Genomic DNA, 24,225 nt, shown 5'->3' on the forward strand with positions numbered 1-24,225 from the left:
ACGACCGCACGCGACGGTCCCGATGAACTGGGCGATAACCGGCACCGGTGCGGTGGCCAGCATCGGGAGGGACGCCGACGAGGTCTTCGACGCCCTCTGCGCGGGGCGCAGCGGACGCGCCCCGCTGCGCGGCTTCGACAGCCGCGCCTACCGGGCCGCACACGCCTACGAGATCGACGACCGCCCCGCGGACGGCACCGATGTGCCGTCCCGCGCGACCGCCTGGCTGCTGCGGGCGGTGGCCGAGGCACTGCGCGACGCCGGTCTTGACGAGGACCTCTCCGCCACCCCGGTGATCGTCGGCACCGGACTGCGGGAACTGCGGTCCGTCGAGCTCAAGTGGTGCGAGGACGCCGACTTCGACCTCGGCGGACTCCACTTCGGGACCGCGCTGCGCGAGCGCTTCGGGGCCACCTGGACCTACACGATCTCCAACGCGTGTTCGGCGTCCCTGCACGCCCTGGCCATGGGGAGCGACCTGCTCACCGCGGGCACCGCCGAGGCGGTGGTGGTGGCCGGTGTGGACACCATCACCGCGAGCATGTTCGGGCTGCTGGACCGGGTGCAGCTGGACCCCCCGGACCGGGTGCGGCCCTTCGACCGGAACCGCCGGGGCACCCTCATGGGCGACGGCGCCGCGGCCGTGGTGCTCACCCGGGCGGACCACCCGGCGGCCCGCCTGGCCAGGGGCCGGCTCCGGGCCGCGAGCATGAACTGCGACGCCTCCCACCCGACCGCACCCGACCCGGCCGGCATCGCCCAGGCCATCCGCCTGGCGCATGAGCAGGCCGGCATCAAGGCCGACGACGTCGACCTGATCCTGCTGCACGGCACCGGAACCTCCCTCAACGACGAGGCGGAGGCCACGGCCCTGTGCGACGTCTTCGGCGGCGGGATCGGCCGGCCGCTGATGACGGCGGTGAAGTCCATGACCGGGCACACCTCGGGCGGATCGGGACTGCTCGGCCTGATCGTCGCCGCCCGTGCCCTGGCAGCGGGCCGGGTCCCGCCGACCATCGACCTGGACACCCCGGCCGGGGCCGCCGGGCAGTTCCGCTTCGCGACCGGGTCCACCCCGCCGGAGGAGACCGAGCGGCTGCGGATCGCGCAGGTCGACGCGTTCGGCTTCGGCGGGGTCAACGCGGTCGCCATCGTGGAAGGAGTGGCCGCGTGACATCCGCACCTGACGCCGTCGTGACCGCGCCTGATGCCGTCGTGACCGCGCCCGACGCCGTCGTGACCGGCGTCGGCCTGGCGCTGCCGGGCGCCCGCCACGCCGCGGACCTGCTGCGCACCACCCAGGAACCCGCCGAGCCGGTGGACCCCGGCACCCTGATCGGCCGCCGGGGCCTGCGCTACAAGGACCGGGCCACCCAGCTCGCCCTGTGCGCCGCACAGGACGTCCTGCGCTCATCCGGGCTGCTGCCGGCCGACGGCGAGGGCGGCCTGACCGTTCCCGGGGACTCGGTCGGCGTCGCCGTCAGCTCCAACCTCGGCAACCTGGACACCGTCTGCGAAGTGGCCTCGGCCATCGCGGCGGAGACGACCTCGCGCATCAGCCCCATGGCGCTGCCCAACGCGTCGAGCAATGTGATCGCCTCCTCGGTGGCGCTGCAGCACGGGCTGCGCGGCCCCAACCTGATGTTCTGCAACGGGCCGACCTCGGGGCTCGACGCGGTGTACTGGGCCGCGGCCCTGGTCGCCGCCGGCCGGTGCGACCGGGCGGTCGTCATCGGTGTGGAGACCGCCAACCCCGTGGTGGCAGGGCTGCTCGGCGAGGCGGCGGAGCACCTGCTGGACGGCGCCGTCGCCCTGGTCGTCGAGAGCGGTCCGGCCGCCCGCGCCCGCGGCGCGCGGCCGATGGCCGCCCTGGGGCCGTACACCCGGCAGGGAAGTGTCCGGGCCGTGGTCGAGCGGGTGCTCCCCGAGGGACGCCCCGCCCCCGGTATCTGGTTCACCTCCCAGGAGAAGCCCCCGGCCCCCGGCACGCCCGGCTTCCCCGACGCGCCACGCCATGACCCGACCGGCGTGTTCGGACGGGCCGACGGCGCCCTGGGCGTGCTCCAGTGCGCCGCCGCCGTCGGCCGGTTCGGCTCCTACCCCACCGGAACGGCGCTGATCACCACGGGTGATGACACCGATGACGCGGTCGCGGGCCTGCTGCTGCACTCCGCCCGGGAGGAGCACAGGTGAGCGTGGACCCCGGCCGGTACGCCACCCCGGTACGCCGGTCCGGCGGCGAGACGGAGCAGCAGCCGGTGATCGTGCGGTGCGCCCGGCGGGCCCTGGCCCCCGACCCGCTGCGGGTGCTGCTGCTGCACGGGCTGTGCAGCAACGGCGGCGTCTGGGACCCCTTCCTGCCGCTGGCCGACCCGCGGTGCGAGCTGTGGACCGCCGACCTGCCGTGGCGGGGCACCGGGGTGCACGGCTGGACCGGCCGCCCCGTGGAGACCTGGGCCGATCAGGCGGTGGCCGCCGTACCGGGCGGGCCCGACGTCGTCATCGCGCACTCCTTCGGCACCAGCGCCGCGCTGACCTGGCTGGACCGGTGGAGCACCGGCGGCGCGGACACCCGGGGGCCGAGCGCCGTGGTGCTCGTCTCCCCGCTGTACCGGGCCACGGCCGAGGAGTTCGACTGGAACTCGCTCGCCTACTACGTCAACAACTTCGACCGGATCCTCATCGAGGGCATGCACATGGGTCCCAGCAGGCGTCTCCCCGAGGAGCGCCGGCACACCATCGCCATGAAGATCCGCGATCTGGTCAGCCCCTACGGGTGGTTCCAGTTCTTCGGCACGTATCTGCGGATGCCGCAGATGCGCACCGAACGGATGACGATGCCGTTCCTCCTCGTCAGCGGCGGCGAGGACATGGTGGCCGCCCCCTCCGACGCGGAGGCGCTCGCCACGTCGCTTCCCGACGCGTCCGTACACGTCCTGCCGTGCCACGGACACTTCCCGATGGTCACGGCGGCCGAAGAGTTCGCCGACCTCACCAACACGTTCCTGCGGACCCGGCTGCCGGTTCCGCCGTCAGGATCCCCTCACCTCACCATGGAGCACAACCGATGACCACCGACACCGAGCCCGCGCTGGAACCGCTGCTCGCCAAGAGCACACAGGTGGCCCTGCGGCCCCGGTACGAAGGCTCGAACATCTGCACCTGGATCGGGTTCAAGCATGTCAACTACCTGATCGAGGAAGCCGTTCTCGAGCACTTCCGCAGCGCCGGGATACCCGCCCGCGCCCTGTTCGAGGACTACGGCCTGGGGCTGGACCTCGTCGGTCTGGACACCCGCATCCTGCACGCCGTGCACATGGACGACCTCGTGGAGACCCGGGTCGAACCGGCGACCAAGGACACCGACGACGTCCTCCGCTTCCGGGTCACACTCACCCTGGAGCGGGGCGGGCAGCGGCTCAAGGCGGCCACCTCCAAGGTCGCGGTCTCCCTGCGGCGCGGTGACTTCCTGCCCTCCGAGGGGGAGCCGCCGGCCGAACTCGCCCGGTTCGTGGTGTCCAGGCTGGGCACCGGGCAGGCGCAGTCGCCCCCCGCCGCCGTGCCCGCCGACGACCGCGCGCTCTCCCTCGGCCGGGGCACGACCGGCGCCGACCCGGTGCTGGACCAGCTGACCGCCGGGGAGAACGCCTTCGGCTGGAAGTGGCGCATCCCGTACCCGTACTGCCACTTCAGCGAGCGCATCCAGATGTCCGGCTATCTGCGCCAGATGGAGGAGGTGGTCGACCTCTTCCTGGCCGACCGGGGCATCTCCATCAAGCAGTTGCTCGAGGACCGCAAGTGGATACCCGTCGTCCCGCACTCCGCCATCCACGTCCTCGACGAGGCGCTGATGGAGGAGGACCTCTACACCGTCTACACGGTCGAGGACGTGTTCAAGGACTTCACCTACACCTCCCGCATGGACTGCTACGTGGTGCGTGAGGGCCGGCTGGTGCGGACCGCCACCGGCACCATCACCCACGGCTACGCGGAGATCGAGAGCCGCCGCGACTGGTCCCTGGTCACCTTCGACGACCGCGTCCTGCGCGCCCTCGGCGGCGAGTCGGCCGCCGGCTGACGGCCAGGGCACGGACGGACGCTGACGGACCGGACGCCGACGGACCCGGAGACATCTGAAGCCATGAACGAATACCTGCTGATCGAGAGCGGCGGCCCACCGGCCGGTCCGGGCAGCCACCGGTTCGCCGGCGACGCCGCCCAACTGGTGCGGGAGGGCGAGGACGTAGCGCTGTTCCTGGTCGAGAACGGCGTGGCCGGGGCGGTGCGGGGGGCCATGCCCGAACTCGACGCCCTGCTGCGGCTCGGCGGCCGGCTGTGGGTGGACGCGTTCTCGCTGCGCCGGCGGGCCGTCGACGCCGGGGATCTGGTGCCCGGCGCCCGGCTGGTGGAGATGCGGGACGTGGCGCGGAAGCTGCTGAGTCCCGCGGTGCGAGTGGTGTGGCACTGACATGGTCTTCGCCGTCCGCCACACCGATGTGATGCTGAAACTGCTGGGCGCGCCCCACCAGACCGATCTGGTGACCAGCGCGCTCCGGCTGGCGCAGGCCCTGCTGGACGAGGGTGCCGCCGTACAGGTCTGGGCCTGCGGCGACGCCACCGCGCTCACCTGCGCCGCCTTCGGCGACAGCAAACCCGTCAACGTCGCCGAGCGCACGGTGGACCACCCCTCCACCGTCACGGTGATACGGGAACTGCTCACCGCCTACCCCGACCGACTGGACTGGTACGTCTGCCGCTTCTGCTGTGCGGAGCGCGGCAGGTCCGAGCAGATCGCCGAGGTGCTCAAGCGCCCGCCGAGCCAGTTCTGGCAGCACATACGGGCCACCGACAAGGTCGTGGCGATGGGGGTCTGCTGAACCGTGGCCACGACCGACAACACCCTGCTGATCATCGAGCGCGCCCATCGGGGTGCGGTCGAGACCCAGTTCGCCGACACCCTCTTCTTCGTCCGTGAGCTGCACCGGCAGAGCGGTGGCGTCCATGTGGTGCTGCGCGGGCTCGCCGCCTCGTACGCGGTGGACACCACGTACGAGGCGGCCCTGCGCATCGCCGGGCGGACGCTCGACACGCTCCCCGACCCGCGCCGGCTGCTCCGGCAACTCCTCGACGACGGCGCCACCGTGTTCGTGGCGGAGGCCGATCTGTCCGCGCTGGGCGCCCGAGCGCGGGAGCGGTTGCTCCCCGGAGTGCGCCGCGTGACCGGGGCCGAACTGGTGAGCCGCTGGTCCGACTACGCGCGGGTGTGGTTCTTCTGACCCCCGCCCGCGCCCACCCCCATCCGCCCCCCGCCCGCGCCCGCGCCCGCGCCCGAAGGAAACAACCGTCCATGGTCTCCACCGACACGGCCGGCAGCCCGGTCATCTCCGCCTGGTCCGCGATCTCCCCGCTCGGGCTGGGCAGCGCCGAGTTCTCCCGGGGGCTGGGCTCCGGCCGCCGGGCCGCGGTCCAGCTGGACCGCGCGGAGTGGCAGGTGCCGTTCGAGGAGGCGTGCCTGGTCCCCGGCTTCGACATCCGGGGGCTGCTGGGCCGCAAGGGCACCCGCTCGATGGACCGGATCACCGGCCTGGCCGTGGTCGCCCTCGGCCGGCTGCTCGCCACCGGCGACACCGGTCGGCTGCCGGGGATCGACGAGGGCACCGGCCTGGTGCTCGGCACCAGCACCGGAAGCGCCCAGAGCATGATGAACTTCACCCGGGACTCCCTGGTGGGGGACCGTCCCTATCTGGTCGACCCGGCGCGCTTCCCCAACACCGTGATGAACTGCGCCGCCGGGCAGTCGGCCATCTGGCACCGCCTCAAGGGCCCCAACACCACGATCGCCGGGGGCAGGGCCACCGGACTGCTGGCCCTGCGGTACGCGCTGCGGCTGCACCGGGCGGGCCGCGCGCGGACCCTGCTGTGCGGCGCGGTCGAGGAGTTCTCCACGGCCCGCGCCTGGCTCGCCTGGCACGCGCGGGGAGTCACCGGCGACGATGGGCGGCGCGACGCGGTCCTCGGCGAGGGCGCCGCGGTGTGGCTGCTCGAGGACGCCGAGGACGCCCGGACCCACGGCCGGCGCGGTATCGCGGAGGTCCTGGGGCTGGAGTTCGGCTTCGCCGAGGACCACTCGGCGATCCGGCCGGTGCTGGCGGACTGTCTGCGCCGGCTGCTGGACCGGCCGGGCCTCGCCGCGGACGGCGTCGACGCCCTCGCCGACACCCAGTTGGCCGGGCCCGACGGCGACGCGGAGCGCGCCGCCGTCACCGAGGTGCTCGGCACCCGCCTGCCGCCCCGGGTGGCCTGCGCCGATTCCATCGGCGACACGTTCGCGGCGTCCGCCGCCTTCCAGATCGCCGCGGTGCTCGCCCGCGCCGGCTCCGGGGAGGCCGATGCCGGGGCCCGGACCGTCCTGATCACATCCGCCGAGGCGAACGGCATGGTCGGAGCCGCCCTGCTGAGGCTCGCGGGTTCATGACCCCGTGCGCCATGTCCGACGGCGACCCGCAGCCGACGGCGACCCGCAGCCGATGGCGACCCGCAATCTTTGGCGACCCGCAACCGATGGAGAGGCGAGGCACGATGCCCGACACCCAACCGACCCCCCTCGACCTGGAGGATCTGCGGCGCACCATCGCCGAGGTGTTCTGTGTGGACCCGGGCGAGGTGACCGACGAGACCCGCTTCGTGGAGGATCTGGGCGGCGATTCGCTGCTGGCGCTCGAGGTGATCGTCGCCCTGGAGAAGAAGTACGCCGTGCGGTTCGCGGAGTCGGATGTGCGCGGGCTGACCACGCTGCCGCGGACCTACGACGTGCTCGCCGACAAGCTCGGGGCCCGGGGATGAGCCCGGTGTGCACTCCGGTGGCGGGTCGGATCGAGCACGGCGGCACGGCCCCGGACGGGACCACGCTCGTGTCGATGACCGTCGGGCCCGAGGAGCCGGTGTTCCCCGGCCACTACCCCGGATTCCCGATCTTCCCCGGCGTCTGCGTCATCGAGTTCCTGCACCGCGGAGCGCTGGCCGCCGCCCCCGGACCGGACCACACCTGGGTGTTGTCCGGCATCGAGAGCGCGCGGTTCATGCACCCCGTCCTCCCGGGCGACCCGCTCACCGCCGAGCTGACCTGGCGCCGCGACGGCGCGAGCGGGCGCTGCTCGGCCGCGGTCACCGGCCCGCGCGGCACCATCGCCCGGATCGCCCTCCGCTTCGAGGATCGGATCGCCCTCCGCTTCGAGGACGAGGGGGCGCGGTGACCGGGATGTCCGCCGGTGTCGCCGAACTCAAGCGACGTCTGCCGCACCGCCATCCGATGCTGCTGCTCGACCGGGTCGTCCGGGTGGAGCCGGGCGCGCGGCTCATCGCCCGCAAGGCCGTCACCTGCAACGAGCCCTGGTACGAGCGCCTCGCCGACGACGCGGCCGAACGGGACCACGACTACCCGGCGGTGCTGCTCGTCGAGTCCTGCTGCCAGGCCGCCGGCCTCCTCGCCACCTGGGACGCCCCGGTGCCCGACGCGCGGGGCGATCGCGTGATGCTGTTCGGCGGCATCTCCGGGGTCCGGTTCACCGGGCGGGTCCGCCCGGGTGATGTGGTGGAACACCAGGTGCGGCTGGTCCGGAGCTTCGCGGACACCGTGCTCTTCGAGGGGCGGAGCACGGTCGGGGACGAGACCGTCATGGAGATCGAACAGCTGGTCATCGCGTTCCGGCCGGGATCCGGGCTGGCCCCGGCCACCCCGGCCACGGCGGACCGGGCCTGAGGGGAGGCGGACGACATGACCGGCACCGACAACCGGGTGGCCGTGGTCACCGGTGGTACGCGCGGCATCGGACGGGCCACGGTGCTGCGCCTGGCGCGCGAGGGGTACGACGTGGCGTTCTGCCACGCCTCACCCGATCCGGAGCCCGGCGCACTGCTGGCGAAGGAGGTCGAGGAGCTGGACCGGCGGGCGATGGCCCTGCGGACCGATGTCTCGGACGCGGACGAGGTGCGCCGCTTCATGACCGCCGTCCAGGAGGAGTTCGGCCCCATCGACGTCACGGTCACCTCCGCGGGCATCGTGCGCGACAACCCGCTGCTGCTCATGAAGGACGAGGAGTGGCACCAGGTCCTGGACACCAACCTCGACGGCACCTACCACGTGTGCCGCGCGGCCGTCTTCGAGATGATGAAGCGCCGACGGGGCTGCATCGTGAACATCTCCTCGGTCGCCGGAGTCCACGGACACCCCACCCAGACCAACTACTCGGCCTCCAAGGCCGGGATCATCGGGTTCACCAAGGCGCTGGCCAAGGAGGTCGGCAGATACGGCATCCGCGCCAATGTGGTGGCACCCGGATTCATCGAGACCGACATGACCGCCGCGCTGGCCGACAGCGCCCGCGCGGACGCCGCGAAGAAGATCCCGCTGCAGCGCTTCGGACGCCCCGAAGAGGTCGCGGACATGGTCGCGTACCTGGCCTCGGCCGAGTACGTGACCGGAAGCGTGCTGCAGATCGACGGCGGCATCGTCATCTGAGGAAAGGCCGGCCATGCCCCGGAGGGACCGTACGCCCCGCTTCTACTTCTCCCTGCGCAGCCCGTACTCCTGGCTCGCCTACCGCCAACTGCGCGACGACCACCCGGAGGTGGCCGACACCATCACCTGGCGGCCCTTCTGGGAGCCGGACGCCCGCAGCCTGCTGATGCTGGAAAAGGCGGGCGGCGGCTTCCCGTACGTCGGCATGTCCCGCGCCAAGCACCTCTACATCCTCCAGGACGTGCGCCGGCTGTGCCACGAGCGCGGGCTCGAGCCCGCGTGGCCGGTCGACCGGGACCCGGTGTGGGAGGTCCCGCATCTGGCCCATCTCGCCGCGGTGGACGAGGGGAAGGGCCCGGAGTTCATCGAACGCGTCTACCGGGCCCGCTGGGAGGAGGGCAGGGACATCTGCGCGCCCGCCACCATCGCGGAGGTGGCGGCCGAACTGGGGCTGTCCGAGGACCGTCTGGCGGGTGCCGCGGGCGACGACGGACTGCGGGAACGCGGGGTCGAGGCGTTGCTGCGGGTCGACGCGGACGGCGTGTTCGGCGTGCCGTTCTTCATCCATGGCTTCCACAAGTTCTGGGGTGTGGACCGGCTCGCTCCGTTCATCGCGTCGGTGACGGGCGCCGCGCCGGGGCGATCGGCCACCGGACCGTCGGCCACCGGACTGTCGAACGCCGGACCGTCGGACGCCGCACCGTCCGCCGCGGCGCCGGGCCGGGGCGGAGACCAGGGGCACGCGGGCGGCTGCGGCTGACCGCGACCCGACGATCGGCGAAGAGGAACCGATGAAGGAACAGAACCTTGGCTCGGCGGCGGCGGTCCACTACTGGGCCGGAACCACCAGGGACACCACCGCCATCGTGTACGAGTCCAGCCGGATCAGCTACGGGACGCTGTCCGCCCGGGTGCGATCGCTGGCGGCGGCCCTGTCCGGCGGTGGGGTGCGCACGGGCGACCGGATCGCCTTCCTGGGGCGCAACGGCCCGGTGCTGCTGGTGGCGGCGCTGGCCGCGGCCCACCTCGGAGCGGTCTTCGTGCCGCTCAACGTCCGGCTGGCCGGAAGCGAGGTGGCGTACCTCCTCGGCGACTGCCGCCCCCACACCCTCATCGCCGAGGACGCCAACCGGCCCCTGATCGACGGCATCGCGGACACCGTGCCCGTCCAGCGGTTCCTGCTCGCCGACGGTGACCCCGCCGCCTCCGGGGCGCACCCTCGCTGGGAACCGCTGCCGACGGGGGAGGCGGCGGAGGCGGCGGAGACGGCGGAAGCGGCGGACGCCGCGCCGCCGGTCGCGGTCCGGCCCACCGACCCCGCGGTCATCATGTACACCTCGGGCACCACAGGACGGCCCAAGGGGGCGGTGCTCACCCACGGCAATCTGTGGTGGAACCACATCAACACCGCCGCCGTGATCCGCACCCGGCCGGGCGACACCACCCTGGTGCTCGCGCCCATGTTCCACATCGCCGGGCTCAGCGGCTTCACCCTGGGCTCCCTCTGCCACGGCGGCACCCTGGTGATCCGGCGCTCCTTCGCTCCCGAACAGTGCCTGGCGGACCTGGTCGAGCACCGGGTGGCCAATCTCATCGCGGTGCCGACGATGTTCGCGGCCATCGCCGCGACGGCCGGTTTCCCGCGCGCCGATCTCTCCGCGCTGCGCGCCGCGATCGTCGGCGGGGCCCCGGTGCCCCTCACCCTGGTCCGCGACTACCTCGCCCACGGCATCCCCCTGCACCAGGCGTGGGGGATGACCGAGACCGCGCCACTGGCCAGCCATCTGCCGACGGAGCTGGTGGCCTCCCACCCCGACGCGGCCGGATTCCCGCTGCCCCACACCGAGATACGGCTGGCCGATCCGGCCACCGGCGATGTGGTCACCGAACCGGAGGTGGCCGCGGAGATCTGCGTCCGGGGACCCCATGTCTTCGCGGGCTACTGGAACAACCCGGAGGCGACCCGCCGGGTGCTGGACGACGCCGGATGGTTCCGGTCCGGGGACATCGGCCGCGTCGACAAGAACGGTCTGCTGTACATCGTGGACCGGCTCAAGGACGTCATCATCAGCGGCGGGGAGAACATCTACCCCGCCGAACTGGAGCGGCATCTTGCCGAGTACCCCGGCGTGCGCGAGGCGGCCGTGGTCGGGGTGGAGCATCCGCGGTGGGGCGAGAGCCCGGTGGCGGTGCTGTGCCAGGACGGGGACGGCCGGGCCACCCTGGAGGAGATCCGGGCGTTCACCGGGCAACGGCTGGCCCGGTACAAGCTCCCCACGGCCGTTCACCATGTCGGCGCACTGCCCCGGAATGGCAGCGGAAAGGTGGACAAAGCCGCCTTGCGTGCCCTGGTGCTCGGTGGAGAGCGGTCATGACACCCCCCTGAAGCGCCGCCGGAACCCCACCGTGCCCGAACACGCGGAAAACACCCTGTCCCACGAAGCCGAAACGGCCCGTGTCCCGTGCGTGTAAGCAAAGTGAAAGCGCGTGAAAAGTACCGAGACGTAGACTCCTCGACACCTGCCCGGAGTTGCCTGAGTCCGGGTGTAAGAAGTGTTGGCACGGGGGTTCCACATTGATAAGAAATACAGGCGGAGTTCCGTCCTTGGCGGACCCGGTGACGACCGATCCGCTGGAAACGGGGACGCGGCAGGCCGCCGCGTTCCAGCGGCTGGACACCGAACTTCTGGTGGCCGCCGCCACGGCCCTGGCCGACCAGGCCACAAGTAGTGTGAACGTCACGATTCCCAGCGATCGACGAGGTTTGTCGGAATTCGGTCCGGCGCTCCACGCCATGGCGAAGACGGTGCGCCCGGACGTCGAATTCCGGGTTCTCTTCCCCTCTCGTGCTTTTGACGGCGAGGTCCTGCGACGACTGACCACGGAGCGGGCGAACGTCGCTGTCCGAATTGCCGAGAGTCCACTGCAGGGCGTGGTGATGGCCGACTTCCGCAGCGCGTTGCTGTGGTCGCCCATCGCCCTCAAAGGGGGAAGTGTGGCGCTTTTCGACAAATCCGCGGAGATCGGCGCACTGGGCTCTCTCTTCCTCGGTGCCTGGGGAAGTGCCATACCGCTGACCGAATTCCTGAAGCGGCGGGAGCTGGTCCGGCACGAGGACCAGCGGCAGGTCCTGGGGCATCTGCGGGACGGGCACACGGACCGGGTCGCGGCCCAGAAGATGGGCATCTCCTATCGCACCTATCGCCGCCGGGTCGCGGAGATCCTGGAGGGGCTGGGCGCGGAGTCCCGCTTCCAGGCCGGGGTACGGGCCAGTGAGCTCGGGCTGCTGTCGCCGCTGGAGGACGCCCAATGACGGCTCTTCCGCTTTCCACGGCCGCCCCGGTTCCGATCGGGTCTCCACCGCGGCCGTCCGCCGCACCGCTGAGCCGGGACCCCGGTCCGGCCGAGGACGCCCGGGCGATCGTGCGCGAGGCCGGGCAGCATGTGTCCATCATCCTCGCGTTGCCCCAAGGGACGCAGCGCGAGGTACTGCGGTCGCTCCTCCCGGCGCTCCTGGACCAGGTGAAACCGGACGTCCGGGTGCGGATCCTGTGCACCCGCCACACCTATGACCGCCGCCTGCCGCACACCAACGGTGGCGACGGCGGCGGGGCGGAGGTGAGACTTGCCCGTCTCGATCCGATCGAGGCGGTCATGGCGGACGGCCGTACGGCCCTGGCCAATCTGCGGGCGGAAACCGGCTCGCAGATCTTCACCACCCAGGAGGTGCTGCCCGTCCAGGCGTTGCACACGCTGTTCAACTCCATCTGGAAGAGGTCGGTCCCGCTCTCGGCGCGGCCCGACTTCGGCGACCGCCGCCGCACCCGGCTGGTCGCCGAGATCCTCGGGATGCTGCGCGTCGGAGCCACCGACGAGGTCGCCGCGCGGGCGCTGTCCATCTCCGTGCGGACCTACCGCAGACATGTCGCGGACATCATGGAACGGCTCGACGCGCGCTCGCGCTTCGAGGCCGGGCTGCTCGCCGCCGAGCTGGACATGCTTCCGCCCCCGGCGGAGAGAGACTGACGGACCCCACCCGGCCGGTGCCACCGGCCGGGTGGGCCGGCATGTATTCCCGGTCGGCGTCGTGGCGGTGGAGCCGTCCCCAGCTCCACCGTCGTGGTGACGCTCCGTCCGCCGGGCGTGTCGTGACGCGGGTACGGGGCGCTGAGAGACGATGGGCGTTCCCCGGGCAGCCACGAGAGCGGGCGGAAGGGAGGGTCCGCATGGATCAGCGGGTCACCACCACGGACGTACGACGGCGGATTCCCCGCACCGACGCCGTCCTGGGTGACCCACGCCTGACCGAGGCGGCACACCGGCTGGGACCCGGGGCGGTGAAGGCCGCGGTGCGGCGGGCCCAGGAGCGGGTGCGGGCCGGTGCCATCGCGCCGGACGAGGTGGCGGACACGGCGGTGGCCCTGCTGCCCCGCACCGCCGGTGGACTGCGGCCGGTCATCAATGCCACCGGGGTGGTGCTGCACACCAACCTCGGCCGGGCTTCGCTGTCGGCGGCGGCCCGGCGGGCGGTGGGGGAGGCCGCCGGGCCCACGGACGTCGAGCTGGATCTGCGCACCGGGGTCCGGGCCCGCCGCGGGCGGACCGCCCTGGCCGCGCTGCGCGAGCGGGTGCCCTCGGCCGCCGCCGCGCATGTGGTGAACAACGGCGCGGCGGCGCTGGTCCTGGTGGCGACCGCGCTCGCCGCCGGGAAGGAGATCGTCATCAGCCGGGGCGAGATGGTGGAGATCGGGGACGGCTTCCGCCTGCCGGACCTGCTGGTGTCCACCGGAGCCCGGCTGCGCGAAGTGGGAACGACCAACCGCACGTCCGTCGCCGACTACGCCGCCGCGATCGGCCCGGAGACGGCCTTCGTGCTGAAGGTGCACCCCTCCAACTTCCGCGTCACGGGGTTCACCCGCGCCGCCGGTACCGGGGAACTCGCCGCTCTCGGCGCTCCGGTGGTCGTCGACATCGGCTCCGGGCTGCTCGCGCCCCACCCTCTGCTGCCGGATGAGCCCGACGCCGAGACCCGGCTCCGGGCCGGAGCGTCGCTGGTCACCGCGAGCGGCGACAAGCTGCTCGGCGGACCGCAGTGCGGACTGCTGCTCGGGGAGGAGGAGCTGGTGCGGACCGTGTCCCGGCATCCGCTCGCCCGTGCGCTGCGGGTGGACAAGCTGACGCTGGCCGCGTTGGAGGCGACGCTGACCGGGCCCGAGACCCCGACCGCCGCGGCACTGGCCGCCGACCCGGTGGGGCTCCTCCACCGCGCCGAGCGGCTCGCCTCCGCCCTGGGCGCCGACGGCATCGATGCGCGGGCCGTCGAGAGCGCCGCGTCGGTGGGCGGTGGCGGCGCCCCGGGGGTGACGCTGCCCAGCGCCGCGCTGTCGCTGCCCGAGCGGTACGCCGCGGCCCTGCGGACCGGCCCGGTCCCCGTGGTGGGGCGGCTGGAGGCGGGCCGGTGCCTGCTCGACCTGCGGGCGGTGGAGCGGGAGGACGACGAGCGGCTGGCCGATGCCGTGCGGTCGGTCGGCGGTCCGGTCGCCGTGGATCCGGCCACGGAGAGGTAGGGCCATGCGGGTACTGGCCACCGCCGGGCATGTCGACCACGGTAAGTCGGCGCTGGTACGGGCGCTGACCGGGATGGAGCCCGACCGTTTCGAGGCGGAGCGGCGCCGCGGCCTGACCCTCGACCTCGGGTTCGTCTGGACCCGCCTGGACCCGGAGGCAAGCGCGAATGGGGACTCGGCGGACGGAAGCCCGGACGGAGACGGCGGCCCTGGCGGTGAGCACATCGCCTTCGTGGACGTACCCGGACACGAGCGCTTCGTCGCCACCATGCTGGCCGGTGTCGGGCCCGTGCCCGCCGTCCTGTTCGTGGTGGCCGCGGACCAGGGCTGGCAGCCGCAGTCGCAGGAACACCTGGAGATCCTGGACGCGCTCGGGGTGCGGCACGCGGTGCTCGCGGTGAGCCGAGGTGACCTGGCGGATCCCGAGCCCGTGCGGGCGGACGCCGTCGAGCGCATGGCGGCCACCTCCCTCGGCACCGTGTCGTCCGTCGCGGTGAGTGCGGTGACCGGCGCGGGGCTGGCCGAACTGCGCCGGGAACTGGCCCGGTTGGGCCGCTCGCTGCCCGTTCCGCCCGCCGGTGCGGACGTACGGCTCTGGCTGGACCGCGCCTTCACCGTGCGCGGCCAGGGCACGGTCGTCACCGGCACCCTGGGGGCGGGCACCCTGCGCGCGGGTGACCGGCTGGTGGCGGGGGACGGCGGGACCGCGCTGCGGGTGCGCGGGCTGCAGTGTCTGCGGGAGGACCGGTCCGCGGTCAGCGGGGTGGCGCGGGTGGCGGTCAATGTGCACGGCGCGCCCGACGGAGTGCTGGGCCGGGGCCAGGTGCTGCTGACGCCCGACCGCTGGCTGCTCACCGGCCTGATCGACGTCCGGGTCCGCGGAGCGCCGCCCCGCGACCTGCCCCGGACGGTGACCCTGCACATCGGCACCGCCGCCGTGCCGGTGACCGTCCGCCCGCTGGGCGAGGACACGGCCAGGCTGACCCTGCCCCGGGAGCTGCCGCTGCGGGTGGGCGACCGGGCGGTCCTGCGGGAACCGGGCGGGCGGCGCCCGCCGTGCGGGATGACCGTCCTGGACGTACGGCCGCCCCGGCTGACCCGGCGGGGCGCGGCCCGGACGAGGGCGGCCGAGCTGGCGGACCTGACCGGCGCGCCCGACGGCGTGGCGGAACTGCGGCGGCGCGGGCTGGTCCGCCGCTCGGAGCTGGTGGCCATGGGCCTGCCCGCCCCCACCGCGCCGGTGGCCGGGGACTGGCTGGCCGACGCGACCCGCTGGGCGGCGCTTCGGGACCGCCTGGAGGCCGAGGTCGAACGCCATGCGGCGCGCCACCCGCTGGAGCCCGGCCTGCCCCCGGAGGCGGCCCGCCGCCTGCTCGGCCTGCCCGACCGGTCCCTGGTCGACGCCCTCGCCGAGACCTCGGAGAAGGTGCACAGCCGTCAGGGGCGGCTGTACGGCGGCGCGGACGCCCGGCCCACTCTGCCGCCGCCCGTCCAGGCGGCCATGGACGACGTGCGGCGAGACCTGCTGCGGGCACCGTTCCGCGCCCCCGAGGCCGGCCGGCTGACCGAACTGGGGCTGACGCGCAGGACGGTGGCCGCCGCCGTCGCGGCGGGCGCGCTGCTGCGGGTCGGCGACGGCATCCTGCTGCTTCCCGGCGCGGACGCCCGGGCCGCGGCCGTGCTCCGCGGCCTTCCGCAGCCGTTCACGCTCAGCCAGGCGCGCCGGGCCCTCGACACGACACGCCGGGTGGCCGTACCGCTGCTGGAGTACCTCGATACCCAGGGGCTCACCGAACGCGTGGACGACCAGCACCGGCGCTGCCGGACCGGTACGGAGAGCGGAGGCGGAGGCGGACGGGAATCGAACCCGCCTGCCCGAGATCCTCGGGCACCTCGGTTTTGAAGACCGGGAGGGCCACCAGGCACCCACACGCCTCCCTCGCCCGCTCGAGGCTACCCGCCGCCGACCACCATCGACCGAGAGGACCGGCATGACCACGACCCGCGAAACACCCGTACGGCTCACGCAGTTCGCCCACGGCGGCGGCTGCGCCTGCAAGATTCCGCCCGGTGAACTGGAGGACGTACTCAGCGGACTGGCCGGGCCGACGACGGCCGCGAGCGACAGCACGCTGCTCGTCGGGCTGGCCACCGGCGACGACGCCGCGGTGGTCACCCTGCCCGCCCCGGCCGGCGGCCCGGCCCAGGCGGTGGTGTCCACCGCGGACTTCTTCACACCCGTCGTGGACGACCCGTACGACTGGGGGCGCGTCGCCGCGGCCAACGCCCTGTCGGACGTGTACGCGATGGGCGGCCGCCCGGTGCTCGCCGTCAACCTCCTGGCCTGGCCGCGCGATGTGCTGCCGTTCGACCTGGCCCGCGAGGTGCTGCGCGGCGGGTTCGACATCGCCGCCGAGGCGGGCTGCCACGTGGGCGGCGGGCACAGCGTGGACGATCCCGAGCCCAAGTACGGCATGGCCGTCACCGGCCTCGCCGATCCGGCCCGCCTGCTGCGCAACGACGCGGGTCGGCCGGGCATGCCGCTGTCCCTGACCAAGCCCCTCGGCCTGGGGGTGCTGAACAACCGCCACAAGGCCACCGGCGAACGGTTCGAGCAGGCGGTGGCCACGATGGTGGCGCTCAACCGGGACGCGTCGGCCGCGGCCCTGGAGGCCGGTGCCACCTGTGCCACCGACATCACCGGCTTCGGCCTCCTCGGCCATCTGCACAAGCTGGCGCGGGCCTCGGCCGTGACCGCGGTGGTCGACACCGCCGCCGTGCCGTACCTCGACGGGGCGCGGGAGGCGGTCCGGGACGGGTACGTCAGCGGCGGCACCCGGCGGAACCTGGAGTGGGTGGCGCCGTTCACCGACTTCGGGGACACCGACTCCGCCACCCGGCTGCTGCTGGCCGACGCCCAGACCTCCGGTGGGCTGCTCGTGGCGGGCGAGGTGCCCGGAGCGCCGGTGGTGGGAGAACTGGTCCCGAAGGGGGAGCACTCCCTCGTCCTCAGATGAGACGTCCTCAGGTGAGACCGCCCTCAGATGAGACCGCCCTCGGCTGTGACCCTCCTCGGGCGAACCCCGGGTTGGCTCAGAGTTCCGTACCGGTGCGATCGTCGATGCCCGCCCGCGTCCGGTAGGCGCGCACCAGCTCCACGGCGGCCGGGCCCCTCGGCCGTCGGCCCGGCCGGATGTCGACGGCGAACGCCTTCGTCTCCTGGATGTGGGTGTTGGGGTCGAGGGACATGTGCAGCAGCTCGTTCGCCGCGTCCCCCGTGCTGTAGCCGTTCGGCCCCCAGTGGTAGGGCAGGCCGATCTGGTGCAGGGTGCGTCCGTGCACCGTCAGCGGCGGTACGCGGTCGGTGACCAGGACCCGCGCCTCGATCACCCCGCGGGCGCTGACGACCGTCGCCCAGCCGGTGTGCTCGAGGCCGCGTTCGGCGGCGAGTTCGGGGGAGACCTCGCAGAAGAACTCCGGCTGCAGCTCCGCCAGGTAGGGCTGCCAGCGGGACATGCCGCCCGCGGTGTGGTGTTCGGTGAGCCGGTAGGTGGTGGCGACGAACGGGAACACCTCCGAGCCGGGCCCGCCGCCGCCCGGCTGGTACCGGTTGTCCGGGCGTGACGGCATCAGGTGCCGTACCGGATTGCGCCATTGGCCGTACAGCAGGTTGGGGAAGGGCGAGTCCTGCGGCTCGTAGTGGGTGGGCAGGGGGCCGTCGGTGAGGCCCGACGGCACGTACAGCCACGCCTTGCCGTCGGCCTGCATGATGAAGGGGTCGGTGCCCGACAGGGCCGCCCCGGCCGTCGCGTCCGGCGGCGGCCGGTAGGAGGGCGCCTTGCCGGGGGCGAAGTCGGGCACGTCATGGCCGGACCACCGGGCCCGCTCCTCGTCCCACCACACCAGGGCCTTGCGTTCGCTCCACGGCCTGCCGTCCGGGTCGGCCGAGGCCCGGTTGTAGAGGATGCGGCGGTTGGCGGGCCAGGCCCAGCCCCACTCGGCCGCCACCCAGTTCTGCCGGATGCCGGGCGTGCGGCGGGCGGCCTGGTTGACGCCGTCGGCGTGGACGCCGCAGTAGATCCAGCAGCCGCAGGACGTGGAGCCGTCCCCGGCCAGCTGCTCATAGGACGAGAGCGGATGGCCCTCGGCGTCATGGCCGTTGATCTCGGCGAGGACCGCTTCCGCCTCCGGTTCCGCGTGCTCGCCCCTGGTGGGGTAGTCCCAGGTCAGATCGAGCACCGGCCGGTCCATCGGATCGGCCGACCCGGCCAGCTTCGCCCGGATCCGCCGGCCCAGGTGGTACATGAACCACAGATCGCTGCGCGCCTCGCCGGGCGGTTCGACGGCCTGGTGGTGCCACTGCAGCAGCCGCTGGGTGTTGGTGAAGCTGCCGTCCTTCTCGGTGTGTGCGGCGGCCGGCAGGAAGAACACCTCGGTGCCGATGTCCTCGGTGCGCAGCTCGCCGGTCTCGATCTCCGGGCCGTCCTGCCACCAGGTGGCCGACTCGATGAGGGAGAAGTCCCGGACGACGAGCCAGTCCAGCTCGGCCATGCCCAGGCGCTGCATCTTGGTGTTGGCCGACCCCACGGCGGGGTTCTCACCCATCAGGAAGTAGCCCTTGCAGACTCCGTCCAGCTGGGCCATGACCGTCTCGTAGGTGGAGTGGGAGCCGGTCAGCCGCGGCAGGTAGTCGAAGCAGAAGTCGTTCTCGGGCCGGGCGGCCTCGCCCCAGTAGGCCTTGAGCAGGCTGACCAGATAGGCCCGCATATTGCCCCAGTGGCCCTTGCGGGCCGCTTCGACCTCCACGAAGGTGTCGAGGTCCTGCATCTGGTGGGCGTGCGGCATCGGGATGTAGCCGGGCAGCAGGTTGAACAGGGTGGGGATGTCCGTCGAGCCCTGGATGGAGGCGTGCCCCCGCAGCGCCAGGATGCCGCCACCGGGCCGGCCGATGTTGCCGAGCAGGCTCTGCAGGACGGAGGCCGCGCGGATGTACTGCACGCCCACCGTGTGCTGGGTCCAGCCGACCGCGTAGGCGAAGGCGGTGGTGCGGTCGCGCCCGGAGTTCTCCGTGACGAGCTCGCACACCTGGCGGAAGAGGTCCTGCGGAACGCCGCAGATCTTCTCCACCATCTCGGGCGTGTAGCGGGCGTAGTGCCGCTTGAGGACCTGGAAGACGCAGCGCGGATGGCTGAGCGTCTCGTCCCGCTCGGGCTCGCCCTCGCCGACCTCGGCGCCACCCGCGCCGTGCGCCTCACCGCGCGCGGCCTCGGTCACCGACCGTCCGCCGCCGGTGCGCCTGCCGTACTCCGCGTCGCGCTCACCGGCGGACGACTGCACCTCCATGCCCTCGTACTGCCAGCTGCCGTTGTCGTAGGCGCGGGTTCCGGGGTCGAGGCCGGAGAAGACGCCGTCGAGGTCCTCGGTGTCCCGGAAGTCCTCGCGCAGCACGACCGGGCCGTTGGTGTACGCCACGACGTACTCGCGGAAGTACGCGTCGTTCCGCAGGACGTGGTTGATGATCCCGCCGAGGAAGGCGATGTCCGAGCCCGCGCGCAGCGGAACGTGCAGATCGGCGAGCGCGCTGGTGCGGGTGAAGCGCGGGTCGACGTGGATCACCTTCGCGCCACGGGCCTTGGCCTCCATCACCCACTGGAACCCGACCGGATGGCACTCGGCCATGTTCGAGCCCTGGATGACGATGCAGTCGGAGTTCTGCAGGTCCTGCTGGAAGGTGGTCGCGCCGCCGCGGCCGAACGAGGTTCCCAGACCGGGAACGGTGGAGGAGTGTCAAACCCGCGCCTGGTTCTCGATCTGCACGGCTCCCAGGGCGGTGAACAACTTCTTGATCAGGTAGTTCTCTTCATTGTCGAGCGTGGCCCCGCCCAGGCCGGCGAAGCCGAGCGTGCGCCGGGTGCGGGCCCCGTCGACCTCCCACTGCCAGCCCGCCCGGCGCGCCTCGATCACCCGGTCGGCGATCATGTCCATGGCCGTGTCGAGGTCCAGGCGCTCCCACGCGGTGCCGTGCGGGCGCCGGTGGAGGACATGGTGCTCGCGGGCGCCGCCGGTGGTGAGCTGAAGACTGGCCGAGCCCTTGGGGCACAGCCGGCCGCGGGAGACGGGGGAGTCGGGGTCGCCCTCGATCTGGGTGACGCGGCCGTCCTCCACATAGACGTTCTGGCCGCAGCCCACCGCGCAGTACGGACAGATCGACTTCACCACCCGGTCCGCCGAGGCGGTCCGGGCAGTGGGCCGCGCACCGGCGCTCGTGGCGGCGGCCCCGCGGCCCAGCGGGTCCGTCCCCGTGAGCTGGCGGTAGACCGGCCAGGAGGCGATCCATGTGCGTACGCCCATGTCCGTCCGCCCTTCCGTGCCCTTGCGGTGGCGCTGCCCTCGCGCCTTGCGGTGGCGCTCGGCGCCTTGCCGGGTACCCGGTTTCGTTCTCCCTCACCCGGGCATTCCTACCGGCGGTGTATCCGCTCGCGGACCGCTCGGCCTGCCCGTAATGTCCACTTGGCCTCGGTCTGGATGGTACGACGGGAGTGATCGGATGGCGATCGGGAACGGTGATCCCCATGGCCGCTGACGGCCGTCCGGGCGTCTTCGTCTTCGACGTCTCGCGGGCCTGCCGGAGCTGCCCGTCCACCCGGATGTCCCCGAGGGCGTACGGGCGCTGCACGCGGCCGGACACCGCCTGGTCACCCTGACGAACGGCTCGGCGGACACCACGCGTGCGGTAGTGGACCGGGCCGGGTGCGGGGACTGCTTCGAGGCCCACCTGGATGTCCAGGGCGCCGGCGGCCGGTGGAAGCCCGCTCCCGCCGCGTACGCGTACGCGCTGCGCGCGGTGGACGTGCCGGCCGGCGCGGCGACGATGGTGGCGGTGCACCCGTGGGACATCGACGGCGCCGCCCGGGCCGGTCTCGCCACCGTCTGGTTGCGGCGCACGCCGGTGCCCTACCCGTCGGCGGCGCGGTCCGCCGACCGGCAGGCGACCGGGGTGGCGGATCTGGCCCGGCGCCTGGGACCCACCCCGCCCGGCTGACCCGCGAAACTGACACCGTGCGGAGGACTGACGCATGGGCCCGGCCGGCCTGACCGCCTCAGGGCTGACCGCCTCAGGGCCTCGGCCCCCGCTGCCGCCGGGGGGTCGGGGTACCGGCGTCGGCACTGGTGAGCGCGGGGTGCGGGTGGGGGCGGGCGGGGGTGCGGGAGCGGTAGACGACGTAGGGCCTGGTGAGGTAGCCGAGGGGGGCGGTGAAGGCGTGGACGAGGCGGCTGAAGGGCCAGAGGGCGAACATGGCCATCGCCAGCAGGGCGTGGATCCGGTAGACCAGTGGCGCGTGGGCCATGGCGGGCACGTCGGGGTCCAGGGTGAACAGGCTGCGGAACCAGATGGAGACGCCCCGCCGGTAGTCGTAGGAGTGGTGGCCCGCGCCGGTGGCGGTGGCGGTGAGTCCGGCGAGCAGGACGGTGGTGAGCAGCGGGTACACGGCGTGGTCGCTGCGGCTGGTGGCGGCGCGTACGGCGGGGACGCGCAGCCGCCGGTACAGCAGGATGCCGAGGCCGGTGACGGTGGCCAGTCCGGCGGTGCCGCCGACGAGCAGGGCGTTGGCGTGGTACAGCGATTCGCTGACGCGCAGCCGTTCGGTGAGCGTTTCGGGGATGAGCAGGCCCACGACATGGCCGGCGATCACGAAGAGCAGTCCGTAGTGGAAGAGCGGCCCGCCGATGCCGAGCAGACGGTGTTCGTGGAGCTGGCTGGAGCGGGTGGTGAAGCCGAAGCGGTCGTAGTGGTAGCGCCAGGCGGAGCCGGCGGTGAAGAGGGCGAGGATGAGATAGGGGAGGACGCCCCACAGGGCGATGTTCAGGTGGTTCATCGGCCGGTTCCTTACGCGAGGGGGGTGGCGGCGGAGGTGTCCGCGGCGAAGGGGGCCAGGCCCACGGTTTCGGTGGGGGGTCCGCCGCGGGCGAGCGCGAGGGCCGCGGCGCGGTCGGCGGGCGAGGGTCCGGGCAGGGTGTCGCAGACGGCGCGCAGGATGTCGGCGTAGGGGCTGTGGTGGTCGGTGAGGGCGATCCGGAGGAGTTCGAGGGCGGCGCGGTGGTCGCAGAGGAGCCGGTTGCCCGGGGCCGGGCAGCGGGCGGCGAACTCCAGCAGGAGTGGCAGGTGGTCGGGGAGTTCGTCCTCGGGGGGTTCCCATCCGTGGGCGCGGTAGCGGGCCTTGAGGGCGGCGAGGGTGGAGCCGCGGCGGCGGGTGTCGCCATCGGTGTAGTAGGTGAGATGCAGGGTGCGGCGGCGGCTGCGGTCGAAGGTCTGGACGTAAGCCGAGGCCAGGTCGAGCACCGGGACACCCTCGACGGCGGCGCAGAACCGCAGCAGGGGTGCGGCGGCGGGGGCGGCGAGTTCGGTGAGAGAGTCCCGTACCAGGGCGTGGCGGGCGGGCCAGTCCGGTCCGGGGTAGCCGAGGAGGAGCGCGGCGGCCTGGTGCACCGCGGGGGCGGCCGGGTTCACCGGGAGCCCTCGTCGCGCTTCGGGAACAGTCCGGCGGGGCGGCCGCGGCCGTTCCAGCCCAGCAGGTTGAGCCGGCCGGCGAGGCCGGATCCGGCGCCGGCGGGTTCGGCTGCCGGGGGCGCGTGGAAACCGCCGGTGCCGTCGTACGGCATCATGCCGGGCAGGCCGTCGCCGTCGAGGCTGCAGGAGTCCGTGCGGGCGTCGCCGCCGGATCCGGCGGTGTAGCTGGTGGGAATGACGTACCGCTCCTCGTACTTGGCGAGGGCGAGCAGCCGGTACATGGCTTCGATGCCGTCCTGGTCCAGGCCGACGGCCGCCGCGATGGCGGGGTCGCGTTCCTCGCCGAGGTTGATCCGGCGCATATGGCTGCGCATCGCGGCCAGCCGGCACAGGGCGGCCTCGACCGGTCCGGGATCGCCCGCGGTGAAGAGTTCGGCGAGATAGCCCAGGGGGATGCGGAGGCTGTCGATGGCACCGAAGAGGTTGACGGGGTCCTCGCCGTCGTGGCCGGTGGCGGTGAGCGCCTCCACGACCGGGGACAGCGGGGGGACGTACCAGACCATCGGCATGGTGCGGTATTCGGGATGCAGCGGCAGGGCGACCCGGTACCGGCTGATGAGCGCGTGCGCCGGGGAGCGCCGGGCGGCCTCGATCCAGTCGTGCGGAATGCCGGAGTCGGCGGCGGCGCGGGCGACATCGGGGTCCTCGGGGTCGAGGAAGCAGCCGAGCTGGGCCTCGTAGAGGCCCTTCTCGTCGGGGGTGGCGGCGGCCTCGCCGACCTTGTCGGGGTCGTAGAGCATGACGCCGAGGTAGCGCAGCCGTCCCACGCAGGTCTCCGAGCACACGGTGGGCTCCCCGGCCTCGATGCGCGGATAGCACAGGGTGCACTTCTCGGCTTTGCCGCTGCGGTGGTTGAAGTAGACCTTCTTGTACGGGCAGCCGCTGACGCACATGCGCCAGCCGCGGCAGCGGTCCTGGTCGACCAGGACGATGCCGTCCTCGATCCGCTTGTACATCGCGCCGGAGGGGCAGACGGCGACGCAGGAGGGGTTGAGGCAGTGCTCGCAGATGCGCGGCAGGTAGAACATGAACGCCTGCTCGTACTCCAGCCGGACCCGCTCGCTCATCTTCGCGAGGACCGGGTCGCCGGCGAGGTGTTCGGGGCCGCCGCCGAGGTCGTCGTCCCAGTTGGGGCCCCAGGTGATGGCGGTGGGGCGGCCGTCGATCAGGGAGCGGGGCGGGGCGGTGGGCACGTCGTCGCCGAGCGGGGCGGTGGTGAGGGTGTCGTAGTCGTACGTCCAGGGCTGGTAGTAGTCGTCCAGCCGGGGCAGTTCGGGGTTGGCGAACAGCCGGGCGAGGCGGCGGGCGCGGCCGCCGGCGCGGGGCACCAGCCGGCCGGCCTTGAGGTGCCAGCCGCCCTTCCAGGTGTCCTGGTCCTCGTAGCCGCGGGGGTAGCCCTGGCCGGGGCGGGTTTCGACGTTGTTGAACCAGACGTATTCGGTGCCGGAGCGGTTGGTCCAGGTCTGTTTGCAGGTGACCGAGCAGGTGTGGCAGCCGATGCACTTGTCGAGGTTCATGACCATGGCGATCTGGGCCATCACCCGGGGGGTGCGCGGCCGGTGGCGCGGCAT

23 protein-coding genes, 1 tRNA gene and 1 pseudogene are annotated in these 24,225 nt (G+C 73.1%); 20 read left to right on the forward strand and 5 right to left on the reverse strand.

Annotation, left to right across the window (positions count from 1 at the left end):
* The first annotated feature begins 22 nt into the window (after positions 1–22).
* The 18 genes and pseudogenes from JK364_RS31430 to JK364_RS31515 form a co-directional block, all read left to right on the forward strand.
* Entirely contained in the window at positions 23–1,174 is a 1,152-nt protein-coding gene (locus JK364_RS31430) for a beta-ketoacyl synthase N-terminal-like domain-containing protein (protein ID WP_201854740.1), read from the forward strand.
* On the forward strand, positions 1,171–2,193 hold the full coding sequence (locus JK364_RS31435; protein ID WP_307841433.1) for a beta-ketoacyl synthase N-terminal-like domain-containing protein: 1,023 nt from the start codon (positions 1,171–1,173) through the stop codon (positions 2,191–2,193). The genes JK364_RS31430 and JK364_RS31435 overlap by 4 nt, the downstream gene beginning before the upstream one ends.
* A complete protein-coding gene (locus JK364_RS31440; protein ID WP_201854741.1) occupies positions 2,190–3,071 on the forward strand; it encodes an alpha/beta fold hydrolase in 882 nt (293 codons plus the stop codon). Before JK364_RS31435 ends, JK364_RS31440 begins: the two co-directional genes overlap by 4 nt.
* The gene (locus JK364_RS31445) at positions 3,068–4,078 is read left to right on the forward strand and encodes a thioesterase family protein (protein WP_201854742.1); all 1,011 of its coding nucleotides are present in this window, start codon (positions 3,068–3,070) and stop codon (positions 4,076–4,078) included. The genes JK364_RS31440 and JK364_RS31445 overlap by 4 nt, the downstream gene beginning before the upstream one ends.
* A 63-nt stretch (positions 4,079–4,141) precedes the next feature.
* On the forward strand, positions 4,142–4,468 hold the full coding sequence (locus JK364_RS31450; protein ID WP_201854743.1) for a DsrE family protein: 327 nt from the start codon (positions 4,142–4,144) through the stop codon (positions 4,466–4,468).
* 1 nt (position 4,469) lies between these two features.
* Entirely contained in the window at positions 4,470–4,877 is a 408-nt protein-coding gene (locus tag JK364_RS31455) for a hypothetical protein (RefSeq protein ID WP_201854744.1), read from the forward strand.
* 3 nt (positions 4,878–4,880) lie between these two features.
* Positions 4,881–5,276, forward strand: a complete 396-nt coding sequence (locus tag JK364_RS31460) for a hypothetical protein (RefSeq protein ID WP_201854745.1) — start codon at positions 4,881–4,883, stop codon at positions 5,274–5,276.
* A gap of 71 nt (positions 5,277–5,347) precedes the next feature.
* Positions 5,348–6,475 carry a beta-ketoacyl synthase N-terminal-like domain-containing protein gene (locus tag JK364_RS31465; protein ID WP_201854746.1) on the forward strand — a complete coding sequence of 376 codons (1,128 nt, stop codon included), beginning with the start codon at positions 5,348–5,350 and terminating at the stop codon, positions 6,473–6,475.
* Positions 6,476–6,579: 104 nt separating this feature from the next.
* Positions 6,580–6,843 carry an acyl carrier protein gene (locus JK364_RS31470; RefSeq protein ID WP_201854747.1) on the forward strand — a complete coding sequence of 88 codons (264 nt, stop codon included), beginning with the start codon at positions 6,580–6,582 and terminating at the stop codon, positions 6,841–6,843.
* Positions 6,840–7,253 (forward strand): 3-hydroxyacyl-ACP dehydratase FabZ family protein, encoded by a 414-nt coding sequence (locus JK364_RS31475; RefSeq protein ID WP_201854748.1) that lies wholly within the window; start codon positions 6,840–6,842, stop codon positions 7,251–7,253. The genes JK364_RS31470 and JK364_RS31475 overlap by 4 nt, the downstream gene beginning before the upstream one ends.
* A gap of 5 nt (positions 7,254–7,258) precedes the next feature.
* Entirely contained in the window at positions 7,259–7,759 is a 501-nt protein-coding gene (locus JK364_RS31480) for a 3-hydroxyacyl-ACP dehydratase FabZ family protein (RefSeq protein WP_201854907.1), read from the forward strand.
* A gap of 15 nt (positions 7,760–7,774) precedes the next feature.
* Entirely contained in the window at positions 7,775–8,518 is a 744-nt protein-coding gene (fabG, locus tag JK364_RS31485) for a 3-oxoacyl-[acyl-carrier-protein] reductase (protein WP_201854749.1), read from the forward strand.
* A gap of 13 nt (positions 8,519–8,531) precedes the next feature.
* Positions 8,532–9,278, forward strand: a complete 747-nt coding sequence (locus JK364_RS31490) for a 2-hydroxychromene-2-carboxylate isomerase (RefSeq protein WP_201854750.1) — start codon at positions 8,532–8,534, stop codon at positions 9,276–9,278.
* A 31-nt stretch (positions 9,279–9,309) separates the two neighbouring features.
* A complete protein-coding gene (locus JK364_RS31495) occupies positions 9,310–10,893 on the forward strand; it encodes a class I adenylate-forming enzyme family protein (RefSeq protein WP_201854751.1) in 1,584 nt (527 codons plus the stop codon).
* 230 nt (positions 10,894–11,123) lie between these two features.
* A complete protein-coding gene (locus tag JK364_RS31500) occupies positions 11,124–11,831 on the forward strand; it encodes a helix-turn-helix transcriptional regulator (protein ID WP_201854752.1) in 708 nt (235 codons plus the stop codon).
* Positions 11,828–12,544: a helix-turn-helix transcriptional regulator gene (locus JK364_RS31505; RefSeq protein WP_201854753.1), complete on the forward strand. Its 717-nt coding sequence runs from the start codon at positions 11,828–11,830 to the stop codon at positions 12,542–12,544. Before JK364_RS31500 ends, JK364_RS31505 begins: the two co-directional genes overlap by 4 nt.
* Before the next feature lie 200 nt (positions 12,545–12,744).
* Positions 12,745–14,085: an L-seryl-tRNA(Sec) selenium transferase gene (gene selA / locus JK364_RS31510; protein ID WP_201854754.1), complete on the forward strand. Its 1,341-nt coding sequence runs from the start codon at positions 12,745–12,747 to the stop codon at positions 14,083–14,085.
* Between the two features lie 4 nt (positions 14,086–14,089).
* Positions 14,090–15,889, forward strand: a pseudogene (locus tag JK364_RS31515) (SelB domain-containing protein); the annotation flags it as partial.
* A 41-nt stretch (positions 15,890–15,930) separates the two neighbouring features.
* Here JK364_RS31515 and JK364_RS31520 read toward each other — a convergent pair.
* Positions 15,931–16,023, reverse strand: a tRNA-Sec gene (locus tag JK364_RS31520).
* A gap of 53 nt (positions 16,024–16,076) precedes the next feature.
* Here JK364_RS31520 and selD point away from each other — a divergent pair.
* Positions 16,077–17,102, forward strand: a complete 1,026-nt coding sequence (gene selD, locus JK364_RS31525; protein ID WP_201854755.1) for a selenide, water dikinase SelD — start codon at positions 16,077–16,079, stop codon at positions 17,100–17,102.
* 76 nt (positions 17,103–17,178) lie between these two features.
* Here the strand turns inward: selD and fdh are convergent, their stop codons facing one another.
* Positions 17,179–20,436 (reverse strand): formate dehydrogenase, encoded by a 3,258-nt coding sequence (gene fdh / locus JK364_RS31530; RefSeq protein ID WP_201854756.1) that lies wholly within the window; start codon positions 20,434–20,436, stop codon positions 17,179–17,181.
* A gap of 271 nt (positions 20,437–20,707) precedes the next feature.
* Between fdh and JK364_RS31535 the strand changes: the two genes are divergently transcribed.
* Positions 20,708–21,127 carry an HAD family hydrolase gene (locus JK364_RS31535; RefSeq protein ID WP_372462023.1) on the forward strand — a complete coding sequence of 140 codons (420 nt, stop codon included), beginning with the start codon at positions 20,708–20,710 and terminating at the stop codon, positions 21,125–21,127.
* 73 nt (positions 21,128–21,200) lie between these two features.
* On the opposite strand, the gene narI is transcribed toward JK364_RS31535, so the two are convergent.
* Genes narI through narH form a run of 3 tightly spaced genes read right to left on the reverse strand, consistent with a single transcriptional unit; the run spans position 21,201 to position 24,225 of the window.
* Entirely contained in the window at positions 21,201–21,962 is a 762-nt protein-coding gene (gene narI, locus JK364_RS31540) for a respiratory nitrate reductase subunit gamma (RefSeq protein ID WP_201854757.1), read from the reverse strand.
* Positions 21,963–21,973: 11 nt separating this feature from the next.
* Positions 21,974–22,594, reverse strand: a complete 621-nt coding sequence (narJ, locus tag JK364_RS31545) for a nitrate reductase molybdenum cofactor assembly chaperone (protein WP_201854758.1) — start codon at positions 22,592–22,594, stop codon at positions 21,974–21,976.
* On the reverse strand, positions 22,591–24,225 hold the full coding sequence (gene narH, locus JK364_RS31550; RefSeq protein WP_201854759.1) for a nitrate reductase subunit beta: 1,635 nt from the start codon (positions 24,223–24,225) through the stop codon (positions 22,591–22,593). Before narH ends, narJ begins: the two co-directional genes overlap by 4 nt.

Source organism: Streptomyces endocoffeicus (assembly GCF_016741935.1).
GTDB classification, from domain to species: Bacteria; Actinomycetota; Actinomycetes; order Streptomycetales; family Streptomycetaceae; genus Streptomyces; species Streptomyces endocoffeicus.